The following is a 20324-nucleotide window of genomic DNA, read 5'->3' on the forward strand; positions in this document are numbered from 1 at the left end:
TACTCACTCGCCAGCGGCCGGGCCGTACTCCCTGAACCAGTTCACTGCGCCCCTTTTCAGCCGGGTGGGGCGCAGGGTCAGGTCGTCCATCACTTCGCACTCCAGTTCCGGGTTGAGAGCAAGGGCCCGGGAAAAGTCCTCCACCGCGTCCTGCTGTTTGCGCCAGTAACCAAACTGGAAGGCGGCCGTGACCGGAATGCCCTGGGGCGTATCCAGCTGTACCAGGTAATAGGCGGCGCGGTTGCCCACCAGGCCGCTGTCGCTACCGGTATTGGGTTGCTTGACCTCCTCCAGCAGACGCACCTGCACGCGGTCTCCGGGCTGGTAGGCCAGCCGCAGCTCCGGGGTAGAAGACTGCTCGACCGGTTTCGAGAGCTTCAATTTGTAGGCAGTGCCCTGGGTGACCAGCAACACAGCGTTCATCACCAGTAGAAAGGCCAGCACCACAATAAACTCGACGAAGGAATCGAAAGGCGTGACTGTACGCTCCTGCCCGGCCATATAGTCCCGGGCGACGGTGTGCAGGATCACCACGCACATGGCGCCGGCGAAGTAGAAAAACAGCGAATAAAATACGCCCGTGACCACCCCGGCGCTGTCGGCCGCGGTGTACAGACGGGAGTCTTCGCCATTGACCAGAAACACCCGCCGGGTAAACAGGGTATCCAGTGCGGTGGGGTAACTGAAACGCAGGGTATGGCCGTCGGCTGGCGGCAGGGATTTGATTTCGCGCTCGGGATCGTCCACCGCAAAGTAGCGCTGGTAGCGATTCATCAGCTCATCACCGACGTAGACAAACGTCTTGGGAGTTCCCAGCAGCGTATCAAGGCACTTCTGGGTGGTGGATACCATCATCGTAAAGGTGGTCAGGAACATCAGGGCAAACACAAAACACAGCAGTTTGCCGCTCGGATGATGGCCCCAGGCCCAGCCCAGCAACTGAAAAATAGTGATATTGGTCAGCGCCAGGGACTTCTTGAAAAACACATAGCCCAGCCAGCTCAGACAGGTGAACGCCAGCAGGCTCGACAGGGCTTTGTACATGGGGCACCGTTACCGGCTCAGGTTTGACCCGAGTATCCTCAGAGCGGTGCGCTTTTTCAACGAGAAAGCGGACTTACCCCAAATTGGCGGTCAGTCCGTCAGCATGGCCCGGGTCAACAAGGGTGCGACCAGCCTCCGGTAGGCCAAAGCCAGCCCCGTGTACACCAGGATACACGCCCCCAGTGAAGCCAGGCCGGCCAGGGTCTGCCCCCACAGGCCCAGAGCCTCCCCCGTATGCAAAAAACGGATGAAGATACGCGCCTGCCGCCCGGGGGAGTTGTCTTCGAATCCACTCACAGCAACCATTTCACCGGAACTTCTGTCCAGGCTGAGGGTAGTCCGCTTCTGCGGCTGCCCGCCGGTTCCGGTATCGATTTCGAAATCGACGTTGTGGTCCCCGGGCGAGGGTAACTGCAGGGCGAGTGCGGTCCAGCCTGCATCGTGGCGCTCGGCAACCGCTTTCAGGGAGTCGAAATCCAGGGTCGTTGCAGGCGATACCACAGAGCCTGCCGCCGTAGCTTCAGCCTGTGGTGGCCCACCGCGAACCGGTGGCGATTCACCGAATGCGCTATAGACCAGATTGTTCGCCCATCCGTAAGAGAAAACCGCTCCGGTGGCGATCACCACCACCAGGGGTATCAGGCACCAGAAGCCAAGTACGTGATGCCAGTTGTAGTCCCGCGCTTTAGCGCCCGGGTAGTGGCGCCGGGGCAGCATGTTCATTTTGAGCAGGCGCCAGTTCCAGCGCCGGGGGAGCCACAGGTACAGGCCGGAAAGCGCAAGGAACAGGAACACCAGGTTGGCGGCACCCGTCACAGCACGTGCGGTATCCCGACTGGCCCCCTCCAGCGCAAACCACCGGTGGAGTACCGTCACCGTGTGGAAAAACTTCCTGGCACCGACCGCGCCCTCCAGCACCTCTCCGGAACGGGGGTCGAGCAACAGCGACTCGCGTCGCCCCAGCTTGACCGTGACCGGGTCCTCGGGAGAACGGCTGAATGACAGTGCAGTAGCCCGCCCTTCCGTCACCGCCCGCGCGCGCACGACCAGCTCTTCGGCACTCAGTAGCCGGCCGCCCTCACCTTCAATGCTGGTGCGATCGAGCCACGAGACGATCTGCCGCTCATAGGTGAGCAGTACCCCCGTCAGGGAGAGGCTGAGAACTACCAGGCCAGCGGTCACCCCCGCGATGAGGTGAGACCAGAAGATGATGCGTTTGAATTTCATGGGTCAGGAGACGTTCAGTTCGTGGATACAGCTGAAGATACCGGATTCCCCGACGGGACTGGTACGAGGTTTACAAAATATTACAGTGTGCGGAAATGACGCAGCCCCATGGAGCCCCCTCCGGCGTATACTGTCTGGGCAATCGGATACCCAGGACCACTACTACACGGACGGCCTGCGAGTTGTGCTGATTCTCAACGACACCCGACAACCCCTGGACGGGGTCGAATTACTGGACTGGGTAGACCCCGTACGGGAGCGTACCTCCGTTGAACTGATACCAGAGGCAACGGAAGCGCAGTGAGTATCCATTCCCGATTCACCAGACGATGGCTGCCGTTACTGGCCGTGCTTCTCACGGGGCTTGGCGGCTGTGCCTCTCCCGTCTCGATACCAACGGCAACGCCACCGCAGTATGCCTTGCCGCCTGTTGTCTCAGGTCCATTTTCCCGTATCGCCAACCAGGTGGCCTCTACCCACGGTGAACAATACTCCGGTTTTCTGCTGCTGGATGATAATCGCTCGGGCCTGGAGTGGCGCCTGCGGATGATCGACTCCGCCCGTCAGTCAATCGACCTGCAATACTACCTCTGGTACGGCGACGACAGCGGGCGGCTGATCGCCTACCGACTCATCGCCGCGGCAGACCGCGGCGTCCGGGTGAGGCTACTGGTCGACGACCTGAACACCCTGCTGGAAAACTCGGGCCGCGTTTCACAGCGTGATACCGTCGCCGCACGGCTGAATTCGCACCCCAATGTGGAGTTGCGGTTGTTCAATCCCTGGTCCCGGCGCGCAATCGGCGGCCGCGTGGGGGAATCACTGCTCGAAGCGGGTCGCGTCAACCAGCGCATGCACAACAAGGCCCTGATTGTGGACAACATGGCTGTCGTACTCGGTGGGCGCAATCTCGGCGATGAATACATGGGGCTCAACCCCCACTTCAACTTTCGTGATCTCGACGTTCTTGGGGTGGGACCGGTGGCGGCCCAGGCTTCCGGGGTATTCGATGAATTCTGGAATAGCGAGTGGGTCTTGCCCGCCAGTGCACTGGATATTCCCGTGACAGCAAACGATACCGCCGAGGCGAGGGCAAACATGCTGTCCGATCTGCGCCAGGCACAGGAGCTGAGCGAAATACCCATTGCGCCAGCCGATTGGTCGACCGAACTTGCTCAGCTCTCCAGCGACGTCCTGCCAGGGATAGCCCGGGTGACGTCCGACCGTCCGCGCGGGAAGACGCTGGAGCATGTGATGTTGGAAGAAACCCGCCGCGCAATCCGCACTGCGCGCACCGAACTGCGGGTCGTCAACGCCTATATTATCCCGAACGACCAGACCATCAAGACACTCCAGGGGCTCGACTCCCACGGAGTGAGCATCGACGTGCTAACCAATTCACTCGCGTCCCACGATGTGCCCGCCGTCAACAGTCATTACAAGCCCTGGCGCAAGCGTATGCTTGAAGCGGGAGTTAACCTGTACGAACTCCGACATGACGGCAGCACCCAACAGACAGTAGCCGATACACCCCCGGTCAGGAGCCGCTTCATGGGGCTGCACACCAAAGCCATGACGATCGATGACCGCACGGTCTATATCGGTTCCATGAATTACGACCCCCGCTCTGCCGTGATCAATTCCGAAATGGGGGTCTTCATCGACAGCCCCCCCCTTGCGGAAGTAGTCAACACCCTCATCGATCGCGACATACAGCCAGACAACAGCTGGGAAGTGAGCCTTGATGCCGAGGGCAAGCTAATCTGGAACAACAGCGTCGACAGCGTGACACGACAGCCAGCAAGAAGCGTCTGGCAGCGAATCCAGGACGTGTTTTTCATGTTGTTTCCAAAGGAGCTCTATTAGGTCATAAGACCGTTTCAGGGGGCCTGTCGCGATCCTGTCTCGCGGCCTGACGACACCTGCACCAGAACTCCTCTTGGAGAACCGAAAAACAGAGGCAACCCGGCGTTAAATTGATTCTGGACAATGCGGGGCTATAGTCGTTTAAGCAGGCTTGAACAGGGGACTATGGCCGGGCAACAGGGAACACAGACATGACCGAAGGGGCTCTAACTGATGGAAGATGGCTGACTCGAAGCCTGGCCCACGGCGCGCTGGTGTGCCTGCTTTGTAACACGGCCTACGTGTCGGCTGTGGAATCGTCGGACCCTACCCTGACAGAAGAAATCATAGAGGGTTGGGAAGCAGCCGAACCCGAAGCCGAGGCCGGCGAGGACGAAAACCAGGACGGCGAGGTCAACTGGGTCGATACCAGTCACGCCTATGCCACGGGGCGTGCGCAGGCCATGACCCGGTGGATGGACGACTATTTTGGCGATAAGGAGTACATACTGGAGGAAGCGGAATCCCAGTTGCGTCTCGAACTCATCGACACCTGGGACAGCGACGACGGCACGGATCTCAAGGTGCGCCTGCGAGGCAAGCTGCAGCTTCCCAAAATTTCCCGACGTCTCAACCTGCTGTTCAGTGGCGAGGATTCGGAACTGGATTCCAGCGAAGAGCGCCAGGTGAATGATGAAATCGGCTTGCAGTACGAACTGCTCGACCGGGCCCGATCCCGGTTTGATCTGACCCTGGGGTATTCTTCGGGTCACTTGCGCCCGGGCGTCAAATACCGCAACCAGGGTTCATTCTCGGACCGCCTGAGCTATCGGTTAGTCGAACGAATCCAGTATGAAGATGGGGAGAATTTTTTCTCCCAGACACAGTTTGACCTCAATCACGCAGTGGGAGAGAACAGTGTGGTGCGCTGGGGCTCACGCCTGCTCTACGGAGAGAAAACCGAGGGCGTGGAGTGGAGTACGGGGCTCAGCTTGCGCCAACGCTACCGCTTGGACCACCCCAGGCCCATCGCCACCAGTTACTTTGTGTCAGCCAATGGTGTTACTCGTCCCGAAGGCTTCAGCAAGAACTACCGTACCGGCGTACTTTGGCGAAGACAGGTCTATCGGGATTACCTGTTCCTGGAACTCGAACCTTCCTACAACTACCGCCGGCGCAACTATGACGATGAGCGTGACGGGGCATGGCGCATGATTGTTCGTGTTGAGATCGCGCTACAGCGCAATCTCGCACGTGTCGCGATCAGTAAGTCGGGAGAGGTTGAGGACGACTTGTAATCATGGACGCCACGACCGCGCTGCGCTTCCCGGCTTGCAATAGGCCGAGCCAAGCCCGTGGGCACTACTGATCATCCGCCGGATCCACGGTATCCTTCGCAGCATCCCAGGCCTTTTGGCTACCCTCCTTGGTCGCTTCCCAGGCCTCTTCACTCGTCTCCCTGGTGGCATCCCAGGCTTTTTCACTGCCCTCTTTGGTGGCTTCCCAGGCCTCACCTGTGGTTTCCTTGGTGGCATCCCAGGCCTTGCCACTCCCCTCCTTGGTAGCGTCCCAGGCTTCACCCGTGGTTTCCTTGGTGGCGTCCCAGGCCTTGCCACTGCCCTCCCTGGTAGCGTCCCAAGCCTCACCTGTGGTTTCCTTGGTGGCGTCCCAGGCCTTGCCACTGCCCTCTTTGGTTGCCTCCCAGGCTTCACCTGAGGTCTCCTTGGTTGCTTCCCAGGCGTCTCCGGAAGCTTCCTTGGTCTTTTCCCAGGCTTCGCTGGAAGATGCCTTGGCCTTATCCCAGCTATCCTGATCTTCCTCTTGGGCAACCGCCATTACCGATGCACTTGCCACTAGCAGTGCCACTACACAGGCTCTCATCGCCATACTCCTTCACCAATAACGAGACGCATTACGGGCCACCGTTATGCAACTGGAAACCCGACCTTAACTGACTGTCCATGATAGATGGTTTGCAGCATTCTGTCGGCAAAAATACACCACCACAATGCAACCACCCAGTGCCGGCCGGCTGATTGCCCTTCGATAATTTGGCGTTAAGGATTCGCCGCTATTCTGGGCATGCCCAAACAACGTCCGATACCCGAACTACAGCAATCTGCGGCATCGCCCTTTGCATACCCAACACAATTTTGCCTGCCCATACGCCCTTTCACCGACAGATAAGGAAGCCTCCCCTGAACCGGATTTCGCAACCTATTTTCGCACTGCTTTTCATTGCCACCCTCATCCGAATGCTGGCCATGCTCCTGATACCCCTGGTAGAAACGACTGAACCACGCTACGCGGAAATCGCCCGTATCATGGCCGAAACCGGTGACTGGATAACGCCCTGGTTCGACTATGGGACACCGTTCTGGGGCAAACCGCCTCTCTCTTTCTGGTCCCAGGCTGCGGCCATCAAAGCACTGGGCGCAAGTGAATTTGCCGTGCGCCTGCCGTCACTGCTGGCAACCCTGGCAATCTGCGCGTTCATCTTTCGCATCGGCATACTTCTGGCCGGACGAACTGCTGCCTGGTTCGCTGTACTGATCTACTTCACCTCCGCTTCCGGCTACCTGCTTTCCGGAGCGGTGCTTACCGACCCCTTCCTGACCCTTGCTACCACCCTGGCCCTACTCTCGATTATCAAAATGTACCGCGACCCGGAATGTGCTGCTGTCTGGCGTTATACGCTCTTTCTGGCATTGGGTATTGGCCTGCTGGCCAAAGGTCCCATCGCCGTGGTTCTGGTGGGTGGCCCCCTCGGCCTGTGGCTTGTACTGGACTGGAGAGCGGGATTCAGGGTCATCCCCTGGCTTACGGGTGTAGCGCTGATGTTACTGATTGCCCTGCCCTGGTACATCGCGGCAGAGCTTAAAACATCGGGCTTTCTTGACTATTTCATCGTAGGCGAGCACTTCAAGCGATTCCTCGACCCGGGCTGGAATGGAGATCTTTACGGCAGCGCCCATCGCTACGCGCGCGGTACGATATGGTGGTTTGCAACGTGGGCCACGCTACCCTGGGGATTCATCGCCCTTGCACTGTTCTTCAAAAGGCTTCTGCGCAGCAATTCGGCGAATATATCTCGCCAGTCCAATCGCAGCGGAGAGACTGTACTCCTGCTGCTATGGACGCTGTGGCCACTGGTATTTTTCACCTTCGCTGGCAATGTCCTGTGGACCTACGTACAGCCCGCCTTACCGCCCTTCGCGATATTGCTCGCCAGTGTAATCACCCGACTGAGCCCAGGCAGAGTCACCGGACTGGCTTACGCCGCACTCGTATTGCCCATCGGCACGCTGGTCCTGACACTGGCTTCCGGGAACGCCAACTGGGGAAACGACCTGAAGACCGAGAAGTCGCTGGTGGAATATGTCGCCAGTCATGCACCTCACTCCCACCGCCCTCCAGCGCTTTACTACCTTGGCGACCTGCCTTTTTCCGCACGTTTTTACTCCCACGGCCACGCCCGGCATATCGACGGGAAGCAGATCAGCGCAGTAATAGAGGAATCGCGGAATTTACCCTCCTATGTTGCGATACCCAATCGCGAACTCGCCAGGCCAGGCATGATCTCAACGCTCAACCTGTCAGAGCCTGTATTCCAGAATGGTCGATATTCGCTATTTGAGTTCGACCGCATCGATCAGAAAATTGCCTGGAACGGGGGTGCATCATCGGCCAACGAAAGTCATGAATCACCGAGGCAGGTCTCTTCATCGACCCGCCCGCCGAAATCTCCGGGTTTGCGATCGGGCGGAAAATGGCTACCGTCGATGGTTGGCCTTCTCCCCTTACTGCATACCCAAGGGCCGTAGCAAATCAAGTTCCGGCTGGTAGACAGCCGTCTGGATCTCCAGCAGGCCAAGCACTGTGTGGAAGTAGTTGTCGTGGGAAACTTCGCGCGAGGTGTTTGCCTTTACGATGTCTCGATCCGCCTCGAAACGGTTACCCAACCAAAGTGCTGAAGCAATGTGACGCTGGCTGTCCGGCGCCAGATAATACGGCAGGCCGTGCAGGTAGATTCCCCGCTCTCCCAGAGACTCGCCGTGATCACTGACATAGAGCAGGGCCGTTTCAAAGCGGTCGTCGTAGCCCTTCAGGAACTCGATAGCCTTGCCGAGAAAGTAGTCCGTGTAGCGCACGGCATTGTCGTAAGCATTGACGATTTCCTGATCGCTACAGGTTTCAAGGCGATTGGAATGGCAATAGGGCTCAAATACAGCGAACTCTTCGGGAAAGCGCTTGAAGTACGCTGGCCCGTGATTTCCCATCTGGTGCAGAACGATGACAACGTCACCCTCGGGGTGTTCGACAATAAAGTCGTCGAGGCCGGACAGCATGCCAACGTCGCGGCACTCGGTATCGCAGGTCGGATTGTTGGCATCGCTGCGAAAATTCTGAAAAGCAACCCGCGTTGCCACCCCCTTTGAGTCGGAGTTATTGTCCCGCCACAATACATTCACGCCGGCGTGACGCAATACATCGAGCAGGTTTTCCTGATCCTTCGCCTCATCAATATCGAACGAACTACGACCCGCCAAAGAGAACATACAGGGCACTGAATAAGCGGTGGCGGTGCCGCAGGAAAACGCCCTCGGGAAACTGAAGACTGCCTCCCGCTCAAGGTAGGGGGTGGTATTACGGGAATAGCCATTCAGGCCAAAATGATCCGATCGCAGGGCCTCACCCACTACCAGAATGACGAGTTCCCGATCCTGGTCAGTCTCGGGGAGGTGAGCATCCTTCCCTACAATCTGTAGCGTGTGGTCGCCGTCACTGGCCAACCATCCTCCCACGACACGGGAGACGGAGTACACCGGAGTGAGCGGGTTGGTGTAATAACGTAACGCCTTGTGTTCGCGAAAGAAGCTGGAATAGTAAGCGGTAAATGGCTCAATACTTGCCAGGGCCAACAGGATAGAGAAGCAGGCCAGCTTGACTCGCTGCCAGTGCTCCCGTGCGAATGAAGGATAGGAAATACGCGCACTCAGGACCAGCGCAGCGGGCAGCACCCCCAGCAGGATTACCTGCAGCAGCAGGGCCGGGGTGAGAAGATCGGAAACCTCGACGCCGTCCGTCTCCCGGATATTGGACAGCATGGTGGTATCGACAATGATGTTGTAGCGGTACATGAAGTAATTGCCGCACGCAGCCACCAGCAGGAACGCGACCAGCACCGGTTTGGTCAGGTAGCGGACGCAGACCAGCGACAGGAGCAGGACCGTCACTGCAAACAACAACGATCCCAGCGACACCAGGAAGACGAGCCCGCCCGGTTCATGACCGAACACCGCGTAGCTATTACGAAAGAAGGCCCAGTTCAGAGCGAGGGTAAAGTAAGCCGATACAGTGAGGATGAGCGGCGCTATGCCAACCGTGGTTCGAGGCAGGTAGATTTTCATACGCTGCACTCTAAGCGGATTGACTTAAGGATTACTTAACGACTCATGATTTCGGATTCGGGAACGCAGGCTTGCCATTCCGTCATGGGCAAAACGATATCATCTGGCGAATCTGCACTCCATGAACGTACTGTAATAGAGCGCGATGAAATCTTCATCGCTGCGTGAGATTTGCGTGACATCTGGAGCCTAGTCTCCTTACCGGGTAACACCCCACATCAACCCGAAGGAGAGCGCACATGAAACGGATCAATCGCAAGATCGCAGCGGCGGTCGCGGCCACCGCCCTGGTTCCCACCCTGCTCGCGGCGCCAGCCATGGCCAAGGGCCGCGGCAACAACGACGGCCTCGGCATCATTTACGTCGAAAGCCAGGGACTGTACTACGAGACCTTTGCCACCACCGTATTACCCGGCGTCGGCCGCTTCCAGCCCCTGGACCCGACCGGGGCCCCGGGGGGCGGTCCCAGCACCCCCTACGGCCCCGGTGACAAGGACTATGTTGGCGGCCGCTGGTGGGTGGACACCAACAACGATGGCGAAATGGACGCCGGCGACATGTACTTCTCCTGCCCGTTGTTGGGACCGGGTCGGGCGACGCCGTAACGCGGTCGGGATGCACGACTTTCCCGGCAGCCCGACCGCTGCCGGGATACTTTCGTGACATTTGCCCTCTAACATGGATCGAGAGGGAGGCAATCACTGTGAAAGAACGTCATCTACTGGTCATCGAGGACGAGCACGATATTGCCGAGCTTATTGCCCTGCACCTGCGGGACGAGGGCTTTCGGGTAACGGTTGCCGAGGATGGCCACACCGGTATGCGCGAGGCTTTCGCTCGCCCGTGGGACCTCGTCCTACTGGACTTGCGCCTGCCCGGGACGGATGGCCTCAGTATTTGCCGGGCTCTGCGCGCAGAACAGAACTACGTACCCATTCTCATGCTGACATCCAAGTCCTCGGAACTGGACAGGGTCCTCGGGCTGGAGCTGGGTGCCGACGACTACGTCACCAAGCCCTTCAGCGTGTCGGAGTTGGTTGCCCGGGTAAAATCCCTGTTCAGGCGAGTCGACGCGATCAGCCGCTCGCCAGCCGCGGGCGCTGAGTCCCTGTCTGTCGGCGCGCTGGCCATTGACGCGGCGACCCGCGAAGTCCGGGTGGACGACGCACCCGTGGAGCTGACCGCCAGGGAGTTTGACCTGCTGCTGCACTTCGCCCGCCACCCCGGCAGGGTGTTCAGCCGGGCGCAACTGCTGGACTCCGTCTGGGGTTTCGGACACGAGGGCTACGAGCACACGGTCAATTCCCATATCAACCGCCTGCGGGGCAAAATCGAACCGGATCATGAACAGCCGCAGTACATCGTCACCGTATGGGGTGTCGGCTACAAGATGCCTGCGCCCGAACCGAGGGCCGTCCCGTGAACTCACTTTTTACCCGGTTGTCCCTGGCCCTGCTCCTGATCATGCTCACCGTCGGTGGCGGGTTCTACGCCTTTGAGCAATGGAGTTCGCGCCGCTATCACGAGGAAGTGACCCAACGCCTCAACGGCGCGATAGCGATGTATGTCACCGAGCAAACGACGCTGATCCGGGACGGGGCGGTCAACCGAACCGAGCTGGAGCGGCTGGCAGAGCGGGCCATGATCATCAACCCCTCGGTAGAGGTCTATCTGCTGGATCGCCGCGGCCACATTCTCGGCCATGCTCTGCCCCCGGAATCAGTCCAGGCCGAGACGGTCGACCTGGGCCCGGTAAAGCGCCTGATTGACGGGCGCGCCCAGCCCCCCGTCTACGGCACCGACCCCCGCAGTCCGGGGCTGGAAAAAGTATTCTCGGCCTCGCCTGTTATGGATGGCGACCAGCTGGAGGGTTACCTCTACGTGGTCCTGGGAGGCCGCAAGTACGACGAACTGGCGGGTGAGGTCAGGACAACCTACACCCGCCAGAGCAGCGCGCTAGCCATCGGTGCGCTGGTGGTCGGTGGCTTTGCGGCCGGCTTGCTGGTGTTTGCCCTGCTGACCCGGCGCCTGACCCAACTCACCCGGGATGTGGAATCCTTCACCCTGACCGGGCCGGATAGTGATGACCAGACCGCGCTGGCACAGCTGCAGGCTCGACAACCGGACAACGGCCAGGGGGACGAAATCGGCAAGCTACAGGCTGCCTTTGCCGCCATGGCCACCCAACTGCGCGAGCAATTCGTCGCGCTACAGGAAAACGATCGCCTGCGGCGGGAACTGGTCAGCAACGTCTCCCACGACCTGCGCACACCGCTGGCGACCATGCACGGCTACGTCGAAACCCTGCTGCTCAAGAACCATGAACTGGACGAAGCCGAGCGGGAGCGCTACCTGCTTGTCACCCGCAAACATACCAAGCGCCTGGCCGACCTGATCGGCGACCTGTTTCAGTTATCGAAACTCGACGCGGGCAGCGCGCCACTGGCGCTGGAAACCTTCTCCCTGTCGGAGCTGCTGAACGATGTGGTGCAGGACTTCGAGCTGGAGGCACGCCAGCGAGGGATTACCCTTCGCCTCGGCCACGAGCCCGATCGCGCCCTGGTCCACGCGGATATCGGGCTCGTGCAACGAGTGCTGGAAAACCTGATTCACAACGCACTGGATTACACCACCCGGGGCGGCACCATTACCCTGGAGGTCGAAACCGAGCCGGAAAAGGTCGCCGTCTCGGTGGCAGATACCGGCTGCGGTATCCCCGCGGAGCAGATCGATAACATCTTTGAGCGCTATTTCCGCAGCGATCACGGCCCGATCGAGCGCGATCAGTCGAGCGGACTTGGCCTGTCCATCGTCAAGCGTATTCTCGACCTGCACGGCAGCCGGATTACCGTGGCCAGCGCCACGAACAAGGGAACCCGCTTCGAGTTCAGCCTTCCGGTACCCGCCGCGGCCTGAAGGCCGTTGCCCACCCTGGCGGGTCAGTAACGCAATACAAACACGGTTTCCAACACCGGTTCTCCCTGGTGGGTACAGGTGACTCTTCGCTCCTTGATAGTCCCTCTCCGGCCACCGGAGGCCAGTTGGTACATCTGTACTACCAGGCGGCCACTGGCTCTGGGCAGCTCTACCGAAGTCGGGATGGGTGGCGGCACACCGTCGGCCCCGGTACCCACCCGCCGCGATTCGTCCGGGTTACCGTCTTCATCCAGGGGCGTGATAGTCACTTGCAGATCTTCCGGCGAGTCCGCGCTGGCGATGACCTTGCTGAAAGCACCCAGTAACTGGCCGAGGCCGTCTTCCGGGTCAGGTCCCCCGGAAGCTGCATCCTTCTCCGCGATCGCGTCGCCGCCCAGCTTGATCAGGTCGCCGACGAAATCGTCCTCGTTACTGCGAGTGGAAGTCCGGCATTCCAGGGCGGCCACGGGGTTCGCATTCCGGTACTCGAATTCGAGTCCGAAGCGCGTACAGGGGCCGTTCGGACAGCGGCTGTCGCCTCCCACCTTGATATTCAGCGACTGCTCACACACCCGCTCTTCCGCGTCGCAAAGGGGACCGGCTCGCAAGCCACTGATTTGCATGGCCCCGGTACTCGCCGCCGGATAGGAATCGAATATCGCATCGACAGCGCGCCCATCGTTCGGCCCCACACAAGGGCCATCCGCGCCGCATTGGCGAATCGCTCCAGGGGGGCAGCGGTAGAGCGGCTCGGGCGCTTCCGGGGCATACCGCGTGTACTCAAAGGTGATCTCACCGTCGTAGGGCCCTTTGCCCAGCAGCCATGGGGTCGATTTATCAAAGCCGTAGCGCTCCACCACCATCGCGTTACACTCCGACTGGCAGTCCCTGTCCTCCGGGCTGTTGCGCAGGCAGGCATCGAGACAGTCGTCGTGGTCCCGGCAACCCTGGTGGGTACCACAAATGAAGGCATTCACGCGCCGCAACTTCGTGTCGCCAAGGCACTCAAAGCGCACTTCGGAGCGGCAGGTTTTCGGGCAGCCTCCACCACAGGCACCGCGACACTGGTTGGCGCCCAAGCCCACGTCCGGGCCAAACACATTGCGCACCGTATCGCCCGCGCCGGCCGAAGCCAGGACACTGCCCGGCAGCAGGGACAGGGCGGCAATGGCAACGAAGCACGTCGCGGCAAGTAGTTTACCCATCACCAGCACTCCCGTTCAGGCAGGGAAAGTGACAAGTATAGACAACCGGCCAGCGGGAGGCGGCGAGCGATTCCACGCCGCTACCCTGGCAGGCAACGGGGTCGAGCGCGGGTAGCGGTAGGCCGCCCCCGGCAAATTCCCTTCACATTGTGTTTCCTGGTCTATGCTTGGGAGAAACAAGGGCAGAAACCCCGTGGCAAGGAGTAATAATAATGACGCTCTATCAACGGACTGTATCAGTTGTATTTCTTCTGGCGCTGGGCAGCAGCCCCACCTTTGGCGATGAGTATTTGCGGGGCCAGGACTTCACCGAAAACATCAAATCCGGCGGCGAGGGGCCAAGGATGATGGTGCTGCCACAGGGCAATTTTGTCCTCGGCGGCGGCAGGGCAGGCCCTGACGGGGCGGGCGTAGTGACCATCGATTACCCCCTCGCCATGAGCGTCACCGAGATTACCCGCGGCCAGTACCGACAGTTCCTCACCGCGTCGCGCTCGGGCGCCCTCAAGTCGTTCCCCGAGGGCGGTGACGACCTTCCGGTCACCGGGGTCAACTGGGACGACGCCGACGCCTACGCGACCTGGCTCAGCCGGGAAACCGGCCACTACTACCGGCTGCCGAGCTCATCGGAGTGGGAATACGCGGCCCGGGCGGGCTCGTCAAAACTGTACAGCTGGGGTGATGACGCTGGCGAGAAGCGCGCCAACTGCATGGACTGCGGAGTGACCTATGAGGGCGAGGTAGCGCCGGTAGCCAGCTTCAAGGCCAATGACTGGGGCCTCTACGACATGCACGGCAATGTGTGGGAGTGGACCAAGGACTGTATCGACGCCAACAGCGCGCCTCCAGCCAATGGCATGCCCCAGTTGTTCGGCGATTGCGACCTGCGCGAGCTACGCGGCGGTTCCGCGCAGTCTGACGCCTGGTCTATCCGCGCCGCGGCCCGGGCCTCGGCCCTGCGCAAGACCCACCTGGGAGACGTTGGTTTTCGGGTTGCGAGGGAGATTCGCGAGTAGGAAATTCCGGGGTGAAGAGGCGCTGGGACCGTCCGCTCAGGCGGAGTCTCCGCTCTTCCTGGGGGGCTTTACCAACAGGCGATAAATATGATTCTGCTTGTAGGCGTCCTCCGGGATGACCTCCTCAATTGCGGAGTTTTCCGGAATCACACTTGGCGACAGGGCAACGGGATGTCCGCTGTCCTCCTGTGATTCGCTGCCCTCACGTTCCAACGCCAGTCCCATGTCTGCAACCTCTGCCAATCGGTTTCGTACCGCATCGCGTTAATTCAGGAAAATTATCCACGCTCGACAAGGGCAATGACCAGCCCGAGGTAGTGACGGGCTTCTCATTTCTGGCCCTGCAGCGGTCTTAATTCGACTTTTTTACCCCCAATGCGCTGTGGACGACCTAATCCTCGATGATCTCGTGCCGCACCCTCACCGCCACGCTGCGGGGCTTCACCGTGACACCACGGGCCAGCAGGTGTGCCCTGACAAACGCTGCGCCGTAGAGCAGGATCAGCGAGGAATAGTTGACCCACAACAGCAACAGCACGAGGGAACCCGCCGCGCCATAGGTCGATGCGGTGGCGGAATAGGACAGGTAGAGCGCGATCAGGTAGCGCCCCAACGTGAACAGCACCGCCGTGAGTACGGAGCCCACCGCAACATCCCGCCAGCCCAGCTCGACATCCGGCAACACCTTGAAAATGGTGGCAAACAGCAGCGAGACCACCAGCAGCGACAGCAGTAGATCGACCGCACTGAACGCCACGTCGTACCAGGGCAGCCAGCCCTGCACATGCTGTAACAGGATTCTGAGCCCGACGCCAAGGGACAACGACACCAGCATCACAAAGCCCACCGCCAGGACTATGGTGAGGGAAGTCAGGCGTTTGCGCAGCAGCAGGAAAATGCTGTTGCGCGACGGCTTGGGTATCACCGCCCAGATTGCGTTGAGGGAGTTCTGCATCTGGCCGAAAACCGTAGTAGCACCGATCAACATGGCCAGCAGGCCACCGATGGTCGGCAGCAGGCCTCCCTCCTTGAAGGAGGAGGCTGAGACCGCATTCTGGACGGCCTCGGCGGCATCGGCACCGATCGTTTCCTGCAGTTGCGCCGCGATCTGCCCCTCGGCGGCTTCCTGGCCGTAAAAGACACCGATCACACTGACAATCACAATCATCACCGGGGCGATGGAAAACAGGGTGAAAAAGGCCAGCGAGCCCGCGTTGGCGAAGGCGTTGCTCTTCAGCCAGATATCCGCCGCCTGGCGAAAAATACCGAGCCAGTAGCGGGCATGGTCGATCAATTTGACGGGCATTGCTTCCTCCGTGTCACGAGCCAATTGTACGACATCACAGAGGCAGGTCGATGTCACCCCATTGGATCGCCTGTAACAAAGTTGCATCCGTCAGCTATCAGGCTCAAGGCCCATGACCCCGAATTGCAGTTTCAGGCATGGCTGATACCCTGAAGGGTAAAGCCGAGACGAGGGTAACCTATGGCACACTCTATGCAAGGCTTCGACAGAGCCGAACCCTCCACAGGCGAAAGCCTGCCCATCACGGTGAGCCTCAGCACGAGTCGCGGTAAAGCACTCACCGGGATCATCGGCGCAGTGATGATTGCCGGGGCCAGCGTGTACTTCTTTACCGCAGAAGAAATGGCCACGGTCTTTGACCGCCAGCCCCAATACCGCCTGCTTGCGTTCGCCATCCTCGGTATTTTCCTCCTGCGCTTCGTCTGGTGGGGCACGCGATCCTTTGGCCGCTCTGCCGAGGCAACGATCGATGAGGACACCATCCACTATTGTGAAGGGCGTAAGCGCTGGTCCGAACCGCTGGCCAACTATGAGGCCATCCGTTGGCGCCAGGAGCATCTGATCAATCAAAGCGAGAATACCCAGAGCTCCAGTGCAACCACTTACCAGATCATCGAAGCCGAGCACCGGGATCCCGCGCGCTCACTCCTGATCTTTCGCGACATCAGCCCCGAACCCAATACGCGCGCCACCTTTGAGCGTTTGGCCAGGGCCACAGGACTGCCAGCCGTCGACGCCCGCAAAGTGACGGAGGTGGTACGCGAAGCGGGGGACCTCGACAAATCGATCAAGGAATTGGCCGCCGAAGGTAAAATCGACACGGCCTGGGACAATGAGGCCCGCCCCGCGCGCTTTGGCCTCAGCCGCGAGGGTGAGGGCGACGCCCAGGTCATGACCCTGACGCTGCCGCCGCCGATACCACTGTTGGCGTGGCGTCTGATGCAGGCAGTTTGTGCAGCCCTTGTTATCGTTGGACTGGTGCAGTTCAGCATCCTGCTGATCATCTGTAGCGCTCTGCCGATCTGGGGACTGGAGTACGCTCGCAAACGTGACCTCGAACATCCCCGCACCCTCCGCATTACCCGATCGGAGCTGACCTATAGCGAACCCGCGCGCACATCCGGCGGCTTTACCATGAAACTCCCGGATATCGAGGAGCTCCAGGTCATGCGCGTGGCCATCGGCAAGGCGGAGGGGAACAGGGCTTTTGTCGATTTCATCAATCGGACCTTTTCCTCGAGGCAGCTGGTGCTGGTTACGGACCAGGAGGAGCAGTCCATCTCCGGGCTGCAAGCGGATGAGCTGCGCTGGCTGGAAAAATTTCTTCGCGCCGCGGTCGCCAACGCGTGAGCATTCAGGGCAGAACGCCCGAATGATTCGCCTCTACAGGCGTACAGGGAATTGGTTAAACTGGACCGGGACCTGAAACAGACAGAGTGAGGGATTTCACCATCAAGAACGTACTCCAACCCACCGGCGACCAGGTGCGCGCATTCCGTGACCGGGCGACCGGCGAACCCATTGCCATGCTCAACCTGCTCAAGTTCAGGGAGAAGGCCGCCTACGACGACGGACGCCCCTGCGACCTGAGCGGCAGGGAGGCCTACCAGCTGTACGCCCGTTCATTCCGCGAAATCATGGAGCCACGGGGAGTACGGATTCTCTACGCAGGAGCAGTGCACGGCCTGCTGATCGGAGACGGGGAAGACCTCTGGGACGAAGTGGCGATCATTCAATACCCCAGCACCCAGGTCATGCTCGACATGCTACGGGACACCACCTACCAGGCGGCGCAGCAGCACCGCGCTGCCGGCCTGGAAGGGCAGCTACTCATTGAGTGCGGGAGCGGCGCAGCCTTTTAACCGTGGAGCCACAGGACTACCAGCCGTCGATGCCCGCAGGATATCGATTGGCCGGTATCAGCAGCCGATAATGCCGGCCTCACCATCGGCAGTGCCAATGGGAGTCGCATCGGAATCTTTTGCAATATCAAACAAGCAGGATGCCGAGGTCCCATTCAATTGGGGACCGGCCATGCCCGGACTGTTGGTATAACCCCAGCTGTTGACGGACATCACCGGTCCAGTGCCCAGTGATTCGTCCTCGGAATCCGCCGGTTGTACCCAGGGACCGCCGGAGGCGCCACCGCTCAAGCCACAATTGGGCAGCCACCAGTCATTGTACGAGCCCTCTGTCGTCACGGCTTCAGCGCAGTACATGAAGTTCGGGTCTTCGCTGTAGGAGTAACCGAGTGCGTAGGTGTACTCGTCAAGCACGGGCGCAGCGAAGCTTATATCCATTGGCGTCGCCGCGACATCGAGCACACTGGAAGAGGGATACAGGCCGGCAGTGTGGGCCGCGGTGTCCGAATCGTCGACAACATAGAAGGCGTAGTCCCAGGGGATGTTGTCGGGGAACGTCGCGGTGGTCCAATCCACATCGACCACACCGAAGGCAGGCGCCCAGCAACCGATGGGGTCGTTCCCGCACTGCGTGTCAGTGCCGCTGCCATCGGTACCGGCCTGGTTAGGGATGAACAGCACATTGCGCGCGAACAGTTTGGCGACATCGTCATAGACGCAGTGTGCGGCCGTCAGGATGACGGAGCGACCGCTGACGCCGTCGTTCACGACTGTCCCGGAACACACATAGCTAAGCCAGGTAATGGATTCCGTGCGCCCCCGGCGCTGGATTTCGGGCATCTGGAAATAGATACGCCCCGCCGCGTCCTGCACTTCCCCACCGCCGGCCCAGGAAGAATTAATAATGATATCACCGGACGGGGGTGGCGCTGTGCCGCCGGTATCGACAGTAAACGATACGGGGGCCGTCAGGGTCGTGTTCCCCCCCTTGCCGGCACCGTCAGTGGCCTGTACCTGCCAGGACCAGTCTCCATCGCTGAAACCCGACAATCCGAGGGAATACACGTCGCCGCTGGCGCTGGGGGAAAAACTCTGGGATTGTCCACTCGGCAGATTGATGACAAAGGACACGGTTTTGATGCCACTGGCATCCGTCACTGTCGCTGAGAATGTCGCCTGCGAACCGATAGTGGCCCCGCTGGCTGGCGACATGTCAGAGACACTCGGCGGTACTGCGTCATCACCCGGGGGCTTGCCCTTGGCCGGGGCCGGCGCTGCGGCCACCTCATGTCCGTAGGGTCGCAGCCGGCCATTTGCCCCCTTGAGGTAGGCAAGGCCGCGAGGATCAAGCACCAGGTCCCTCGGTTGCGCCGCCTTCCGGCGCTCTGATGTCCAGAAATCGAAGACTGGAGAGTGCTCAGCCGCGCGCCCCTGAGCAGACGTTTGCTCTACCGGTAGCAAAGTCAGCGCGCCCGCTGCGGCAGTGAGCATTAGCACTGGGAGATGATAGTGGCTGGCCATATCCGGTTCCTCGATCCACTCACCGCTGCGGGCGGTGATTTCATGGGTTCACCGATGAGGTTAGGAGAAGAACAGGTTGACGTCACTCATTAATCGGGGAAAACCAGGAAACGCAAAGTGACCCGGACGCCGGCCAGCTGATTTCCTGTTGCCCGGCAGCAAACTATCCACTAGCTCCGCAGACGGGTTACCCACTCAGTTTCCGGGTGCACCCGCTTCATCTTCGGCACCTCCACAATGTCATCGGAAGTGTTCCCGATCCGAATGGTCGCCCTGTCATTAACCTCATAAGATCGCTTGTTTTCGCAGGTTCCCGCCAGAACGGCTCAGGCTTCGTCGATTACCCGCATGACGTCAAGATTGGCGTTCGGCGGCATATCGATTTCGACAACGGGATCATCGACATCGTCAAACTCGAGCCGCAACGCCCGACTCATAATCGCATGCATCATGTAGGTACAGGTAATGTAGGTGAACTCCAGGATCTCTTCGTCGGAGAAGTGCTTCTTCATCGCATCGAATACGCCTTCGGGTACACGACCGAGTTGCAGAACCAGTGCATCGGTATAAGCCAGCAGCGACCGTTCTGCAGCGTCAAAGCAGTCTGATACTTCCCAATGCGCGATTGCGGAAATTTTTTCCTCCGAAAACCCCCAATGGCGGCAGGCCTTGCAATGCTGCGAATAGACAAACTGCGAGCCAACCGTATAGCCGGCGCGAGTCTGGCCAAGCTCCCGCATCTGCGGCGATATCTTGCGATTGCGGCTGCGATAGAACCGGAAGCCCTCGGTAGTATGACGGAAGGCGTCCGGCACAATGTTGAACACGGTCCACCAATTGCCCGGGGTGCCGGTGTTGGTGCCCCCTTCCTTGACCGGGTCGCGGCCTTCAAATATCTGCTTGAAGATGGTGTTGGCGAATTCGTTTCCGGCCTCGAAGCCAGCTTCTTTGAGCCTGGGCATATTTTCCCC

At 60.0% G+C, this 20324-nt stretch carries 18 protein-coding genes; 9 read left to right on the forward strand and 9 right to left on the reverse strand.

Annotated features, from left to right (window positions below; genetic code table 11):
- Positions 1-3: 3 nt before the first annotated feature.
- A complete protein-coding gene (locus tag FV139_RS00225; protein WP_148066245.1) occupies positions 4-1044 on the reverse strand; it encodes a hypothetical protein in 1041 nt (346 codons plus the stop codon).
- Positions 1045-1134: 90 nt separating this feature from the next.
- Complete coding sequence (locus tag FV139_RS00230; RefSeq protein WP_148066246.1) at positions 1135-2271, reverse strand: PepSY-associated TM helix domain-containing protein; 1137 nt, start codon at positions 2269-2271, stop codon at positions 1135-1137.
- A 420-nt stretch (positions 2272-2691) separates the two neighbouring features.
- Between FV139_RS00230 and FV139_RS00235 the strand changes: the two genes are divergently transcribed.
- A complete protein-coding gene (locus FV139_RS00235) occupies positions 2692-4137 on the forward strand; it encodes a phospholipase D family protein (protein WP_148066247.1) in 1446 nt (481 codons plus the stop codon).
- Between the two features lie 191 nt (positions 4138-4328).
- Positions 4329-5414, forward strand: coding sequence for a hypothetical protein (locus tag FV139_RS00240; RefSeq protein WP_148066248.1), 1086 nt, complete (start codon positions 4329-4331; stop codon positions 5412-5414).
- 64 nt (positions 5415-5478) lie between these two features.
- Here the strand turns inward: FV139_RS00240 and FV139_RS00245 are convergent, their stop codons facing one another.
- Entirely contained in the window at positions 5479-5997 is a 519-nt protein-coding gene (locus tag FV139_RS00245; protein ID WP_148066249.1) for an endoglucanase, read from the reverse strand.
- A gap of 383 nt (positions 5998-6380) precedes the next feature.
- Here FV139_RS00245 and FV139_RS00250 point away from each other — a divergent pair, with 383 nt between their 5' ends.
- Positions 6381-7940 (forward strand): ArnT family glycosyltransferase, encoded by a 1560-nt coding sequence (locus tag FV139_RS00250; protein WP_268939926.1) that lies wholly within the window; start codon positions 6381-6383, stop codon positions 7938-7940.
- On the opposite strand, the gene FV139_RS00255 is transcribed toward FV139_RS00250, so the two are convergent.
- Positions 7917-9527: a phosphoethanolamine transferase gene (locus tag FV139_RS00255; RefSeq protein WP_148066251.1), complete on the reverse strand. Its 1611-nt coding sequence runs from the start codon at positions 9525-9527 to the stop codon at positions 7917-7919. The two genes, FV139_RS00250 and FV139_RS00255, sit on opposite strands and share 24 nt — an antisense overlap.
- Before the next feature lie 239 nt (positions 9528-9766).
- Between FV139_RS00255 and FV139_RS00260 the strand changes: the two genes are divergently transcribed.
- From FV139_RS00260 to FV139_RS00270, 3 genes are all read left to right on the forward strand, one after another.
- Positions 9767-10132, forward strand: a complete 366-nt coding sequence (locus tag FV139_RS00260; protein ID WP_148066252.1) for a hypothetical protein — start codon at positions 9767-9769, stop codon at positions 10130-10132.
- A gap of 98 nt (positions 10133-10230) precedes the next feature.
- Positions 10231-10950 (forward strand): response regulator transcription factor, encoded by a 720-nt coding sequence (locus FV139_RS00265; RefSeq protein WP_213003985.1) that lies wholly within the window; start codon positions 10231-10233, stop codon positions 10948-10950.
- Positions 10947-12443 (forward strand): sensor histidine kinase, encoded by a 1497-nt coding sequence (locus FV139_RS00270; RefSeq protein ID WP_187276327.1) that lies wholly within the window; start codon positions 10947-10949, stop codon positions 12441-12443. The genes FV139_RS00265 and FV139_RS00270 overlap by 4 nt, the downstream gene beginning before the upstream one ends.
- 23 nt (positions 12444-12466) lie before the next feature.
- Here FV139_RS00270 and FV139_RS00275 read toward each other — a convergent pair whose 3' ends face one another.
- Positions 12467-13648 carry a hypothetical protein gene (locus FV139_RS00275; RefSeq protein ID WP_148066254.1) on the reverse strand — a complete coding sequence of 394 codons (1182 nt, stop codon included), beginning with the start codon at positions 13646-13648 and terminating at the stop codon, positions 12467-12469.
- A 212-nt stretch (positions 13649-13860) separates the two neighbouring features.
- Here FV139_RS00275 and FV139_RS00280 point away from each other — a divergent pair, with 212 nt between their 5' ends.
- A complete protein-coding gene (locus FV139_RS00280; RefSeq protein ID WP_148066255.1) occupies positions 13861-14664 on the forward strand; it encodes a formylglycine-generating enzyme family protein in 804 nt (267 codons plus the stop codon).
- A 36-nt stretch (positions 14665-14700) separates the two neighbouring features.
- On the opposite strand, the gene FV139_RS00285 is transcribed toward FV139_RS00280, so the two are convergent.
- Both FV139_RS00285 and FV139_RS00290 read right to left on the reverse strand, forming a co-directional pair.
- Positions 14701-14889, reverse strand: a complete 189-nt coding sequence (locus tag FV139_RS00285; RefSeq protein ID WP_148066256.1) for a hypothetical protein — start codon at positions 14887-14889, stop codon at positions 14701-14703.
- 166 nt (positions 14890-15055) lie between these two features.
- A complete protein-coding gene (locus FV139_RS00290; RefSeq protein WP_148066257.1) occupies positions 15056-15970 on the reverse strand; it encodes a YihY/virulence factor BrkB family protein in 915 nt (304 codons plus the stop codon).
- Positions 15971-16150: 180 nt separating this feature from the next.
- Here FV139_RS00290 and FV139_RS00295 point away from each other — a divergent pair, with 180 nt between their 5' ends.
- A complete protein-coding gene (locus FV139_RS00295) occupies positions 16151-17320 on the forward strand; it encodes a hypothetical protein (RefSeq protein WP_148066258.1) in 1170 nt (389 codons plus the stop codon).
- 86 nt (positions 17321-17406) lie between these two features.
- A complete protein-coding gene (locus tag FV139_RS00300; RefSeq protein WP_235898452.1) occupies positions 17407-17832 on the forward strand; it encodes a DUF1330 domain-containing protein in 426 nt (141 codons plus the stop codon).
- A gap of 57 nt (positions 17833-17889) precedes the next feature.
- On the opposite strand, the gene FV139_RS00305 is transcribed toward FV139_RS00300, so the two are convergent.
- Positions 17890-19185 (reverse strand): Ig-like domain-containing protein, encoded by a 1296-nt coding sequence (locus FV139_RS00305; RefSeq protein WP_148066259.1) that lies wholly within the window; start codon positions 19183-19185, stop codon positions 17890-17892.
- Between the two features lie 494 nt (positions 19186-19679).
- Positions 19680-20315, reverse strand: a complete 636-nt coding sequence (locus FV139_RS00310; protein WP_148066260.1) for a carboxymuconolactone decarboxylase family protein — start codon at positions 20313-20315, stop codon at positions 19680-19682.
- Positions 20316-20324: the final 9 nt, after the last annotated feature.

This window comes from Parahaliea maris, from assembly GCF_008064665.1.
Taxonomy (GTDB): Bacteria; Pseudomonadota; Gammaproteobacteria; order Pseudomonadales; family Halieaceae; genus Parahaliea; species Parahaliea maris.

What these genes read in the sequence shown, in the direction of transcription:
- FV139_RS00225 (WP_148066245.1), bottom strand. Translation starts at nt 1,044, where the DNA reads ATGTACAAAGCCCTGTCGAGCCTGCTGGCGTTCACCTGTCTGAGCTGG.
- FV139_RS00230 (WP_148066246.1), bottom strand. Translation starts at nt 2,271, where the DNA reads ATGAAATTCAAACGCATCATCTTCTGGTCTCACCTCATCGCGGGGGTG.
- FV139_RS00240 (WP_148066248.1), top strand. Translation starts at nt 4,329, where the DNA reads ATGACCGAAGGGGCTCTAACTGATGGAAGATGGCTGACTCGAAGCCTG.
- FV139_RS00245 (WP_148066249.1), bottom strand. Translation starts at nt 5,997, where the DNA reads ATGAGAGCCTGTGTAGTGGCACTGCTAGTGGCAAGTGCATCGGTAATG.
- FV139_RS00250 (WP_268939926.1), top strand. Translation starts at nt 6,381, where the DNA reads ATGCTCCTGATACCCCTGGTAGAAACGACTGAACCACGCTACGCGGAA.
- FV139_RS00255 (WP_148066251.1), bottom strand. Translation starts at nt 9,527, where the DNA reads ATGAAAATCTACCTGCCTCGAACCACGGTTGGCATAGCGCCGCTCATC.
- FV139_RS00260 (WP_148066252.1), top strand. Translation starts at nt 9,767, where the DNA reads ATGAAACGGATCAATCGCAAGATCGCAGCGGCGGTCGCGGCCACCGCC.
- FV139_RS00275 (WP_148066254.1), bottom strand. Translation starts at nt 13,648, where the DNA reads ATGGGTAAACTACTTGCCGCGACGTGCTTCGTTGCCATTGCCGCCCTG.
- FV139_RS00280 (WP_148066255.1), top strand. Translation starts at nt 13,861, where the DNA reads ATGACGCTCTATCAACGGACTGTATCAGTTGTATTTCTTCTGGCGCTG.
- FV139_RS00285 (WP_148066256.1), bottom strand. Translation starts at nt 14,889, where the DNA reads ATGGGACTGGCGTTGGAACGTGAGGGCAGCGAATCACAGGAGGACAGC.
- FV139_RS00290 (WP_148066257.1), bottom strand. Translation starts at nt 15,970, where the DNA reads ATGCCCGTCAAATTGATCGACCATGCCCGCTACTGGCTCGGTATTTTT.
- FV139_RS00295 (WP_148066258.1), top strand. Translation starts at nt 16,151, where the DNA reads ATGGCACACTCTATGCAAGGCTTCGACAGAGCCGAACCCTCCACAGGC.
- FV139_RS00310 (WP_148066260.1), bottom strand. Translation starts at nt 20,315, where the DNA reads ATGCCCAGGCTCAAAGAAGCTGGCTTCGAGGCCGGAAACGAATTCGCC.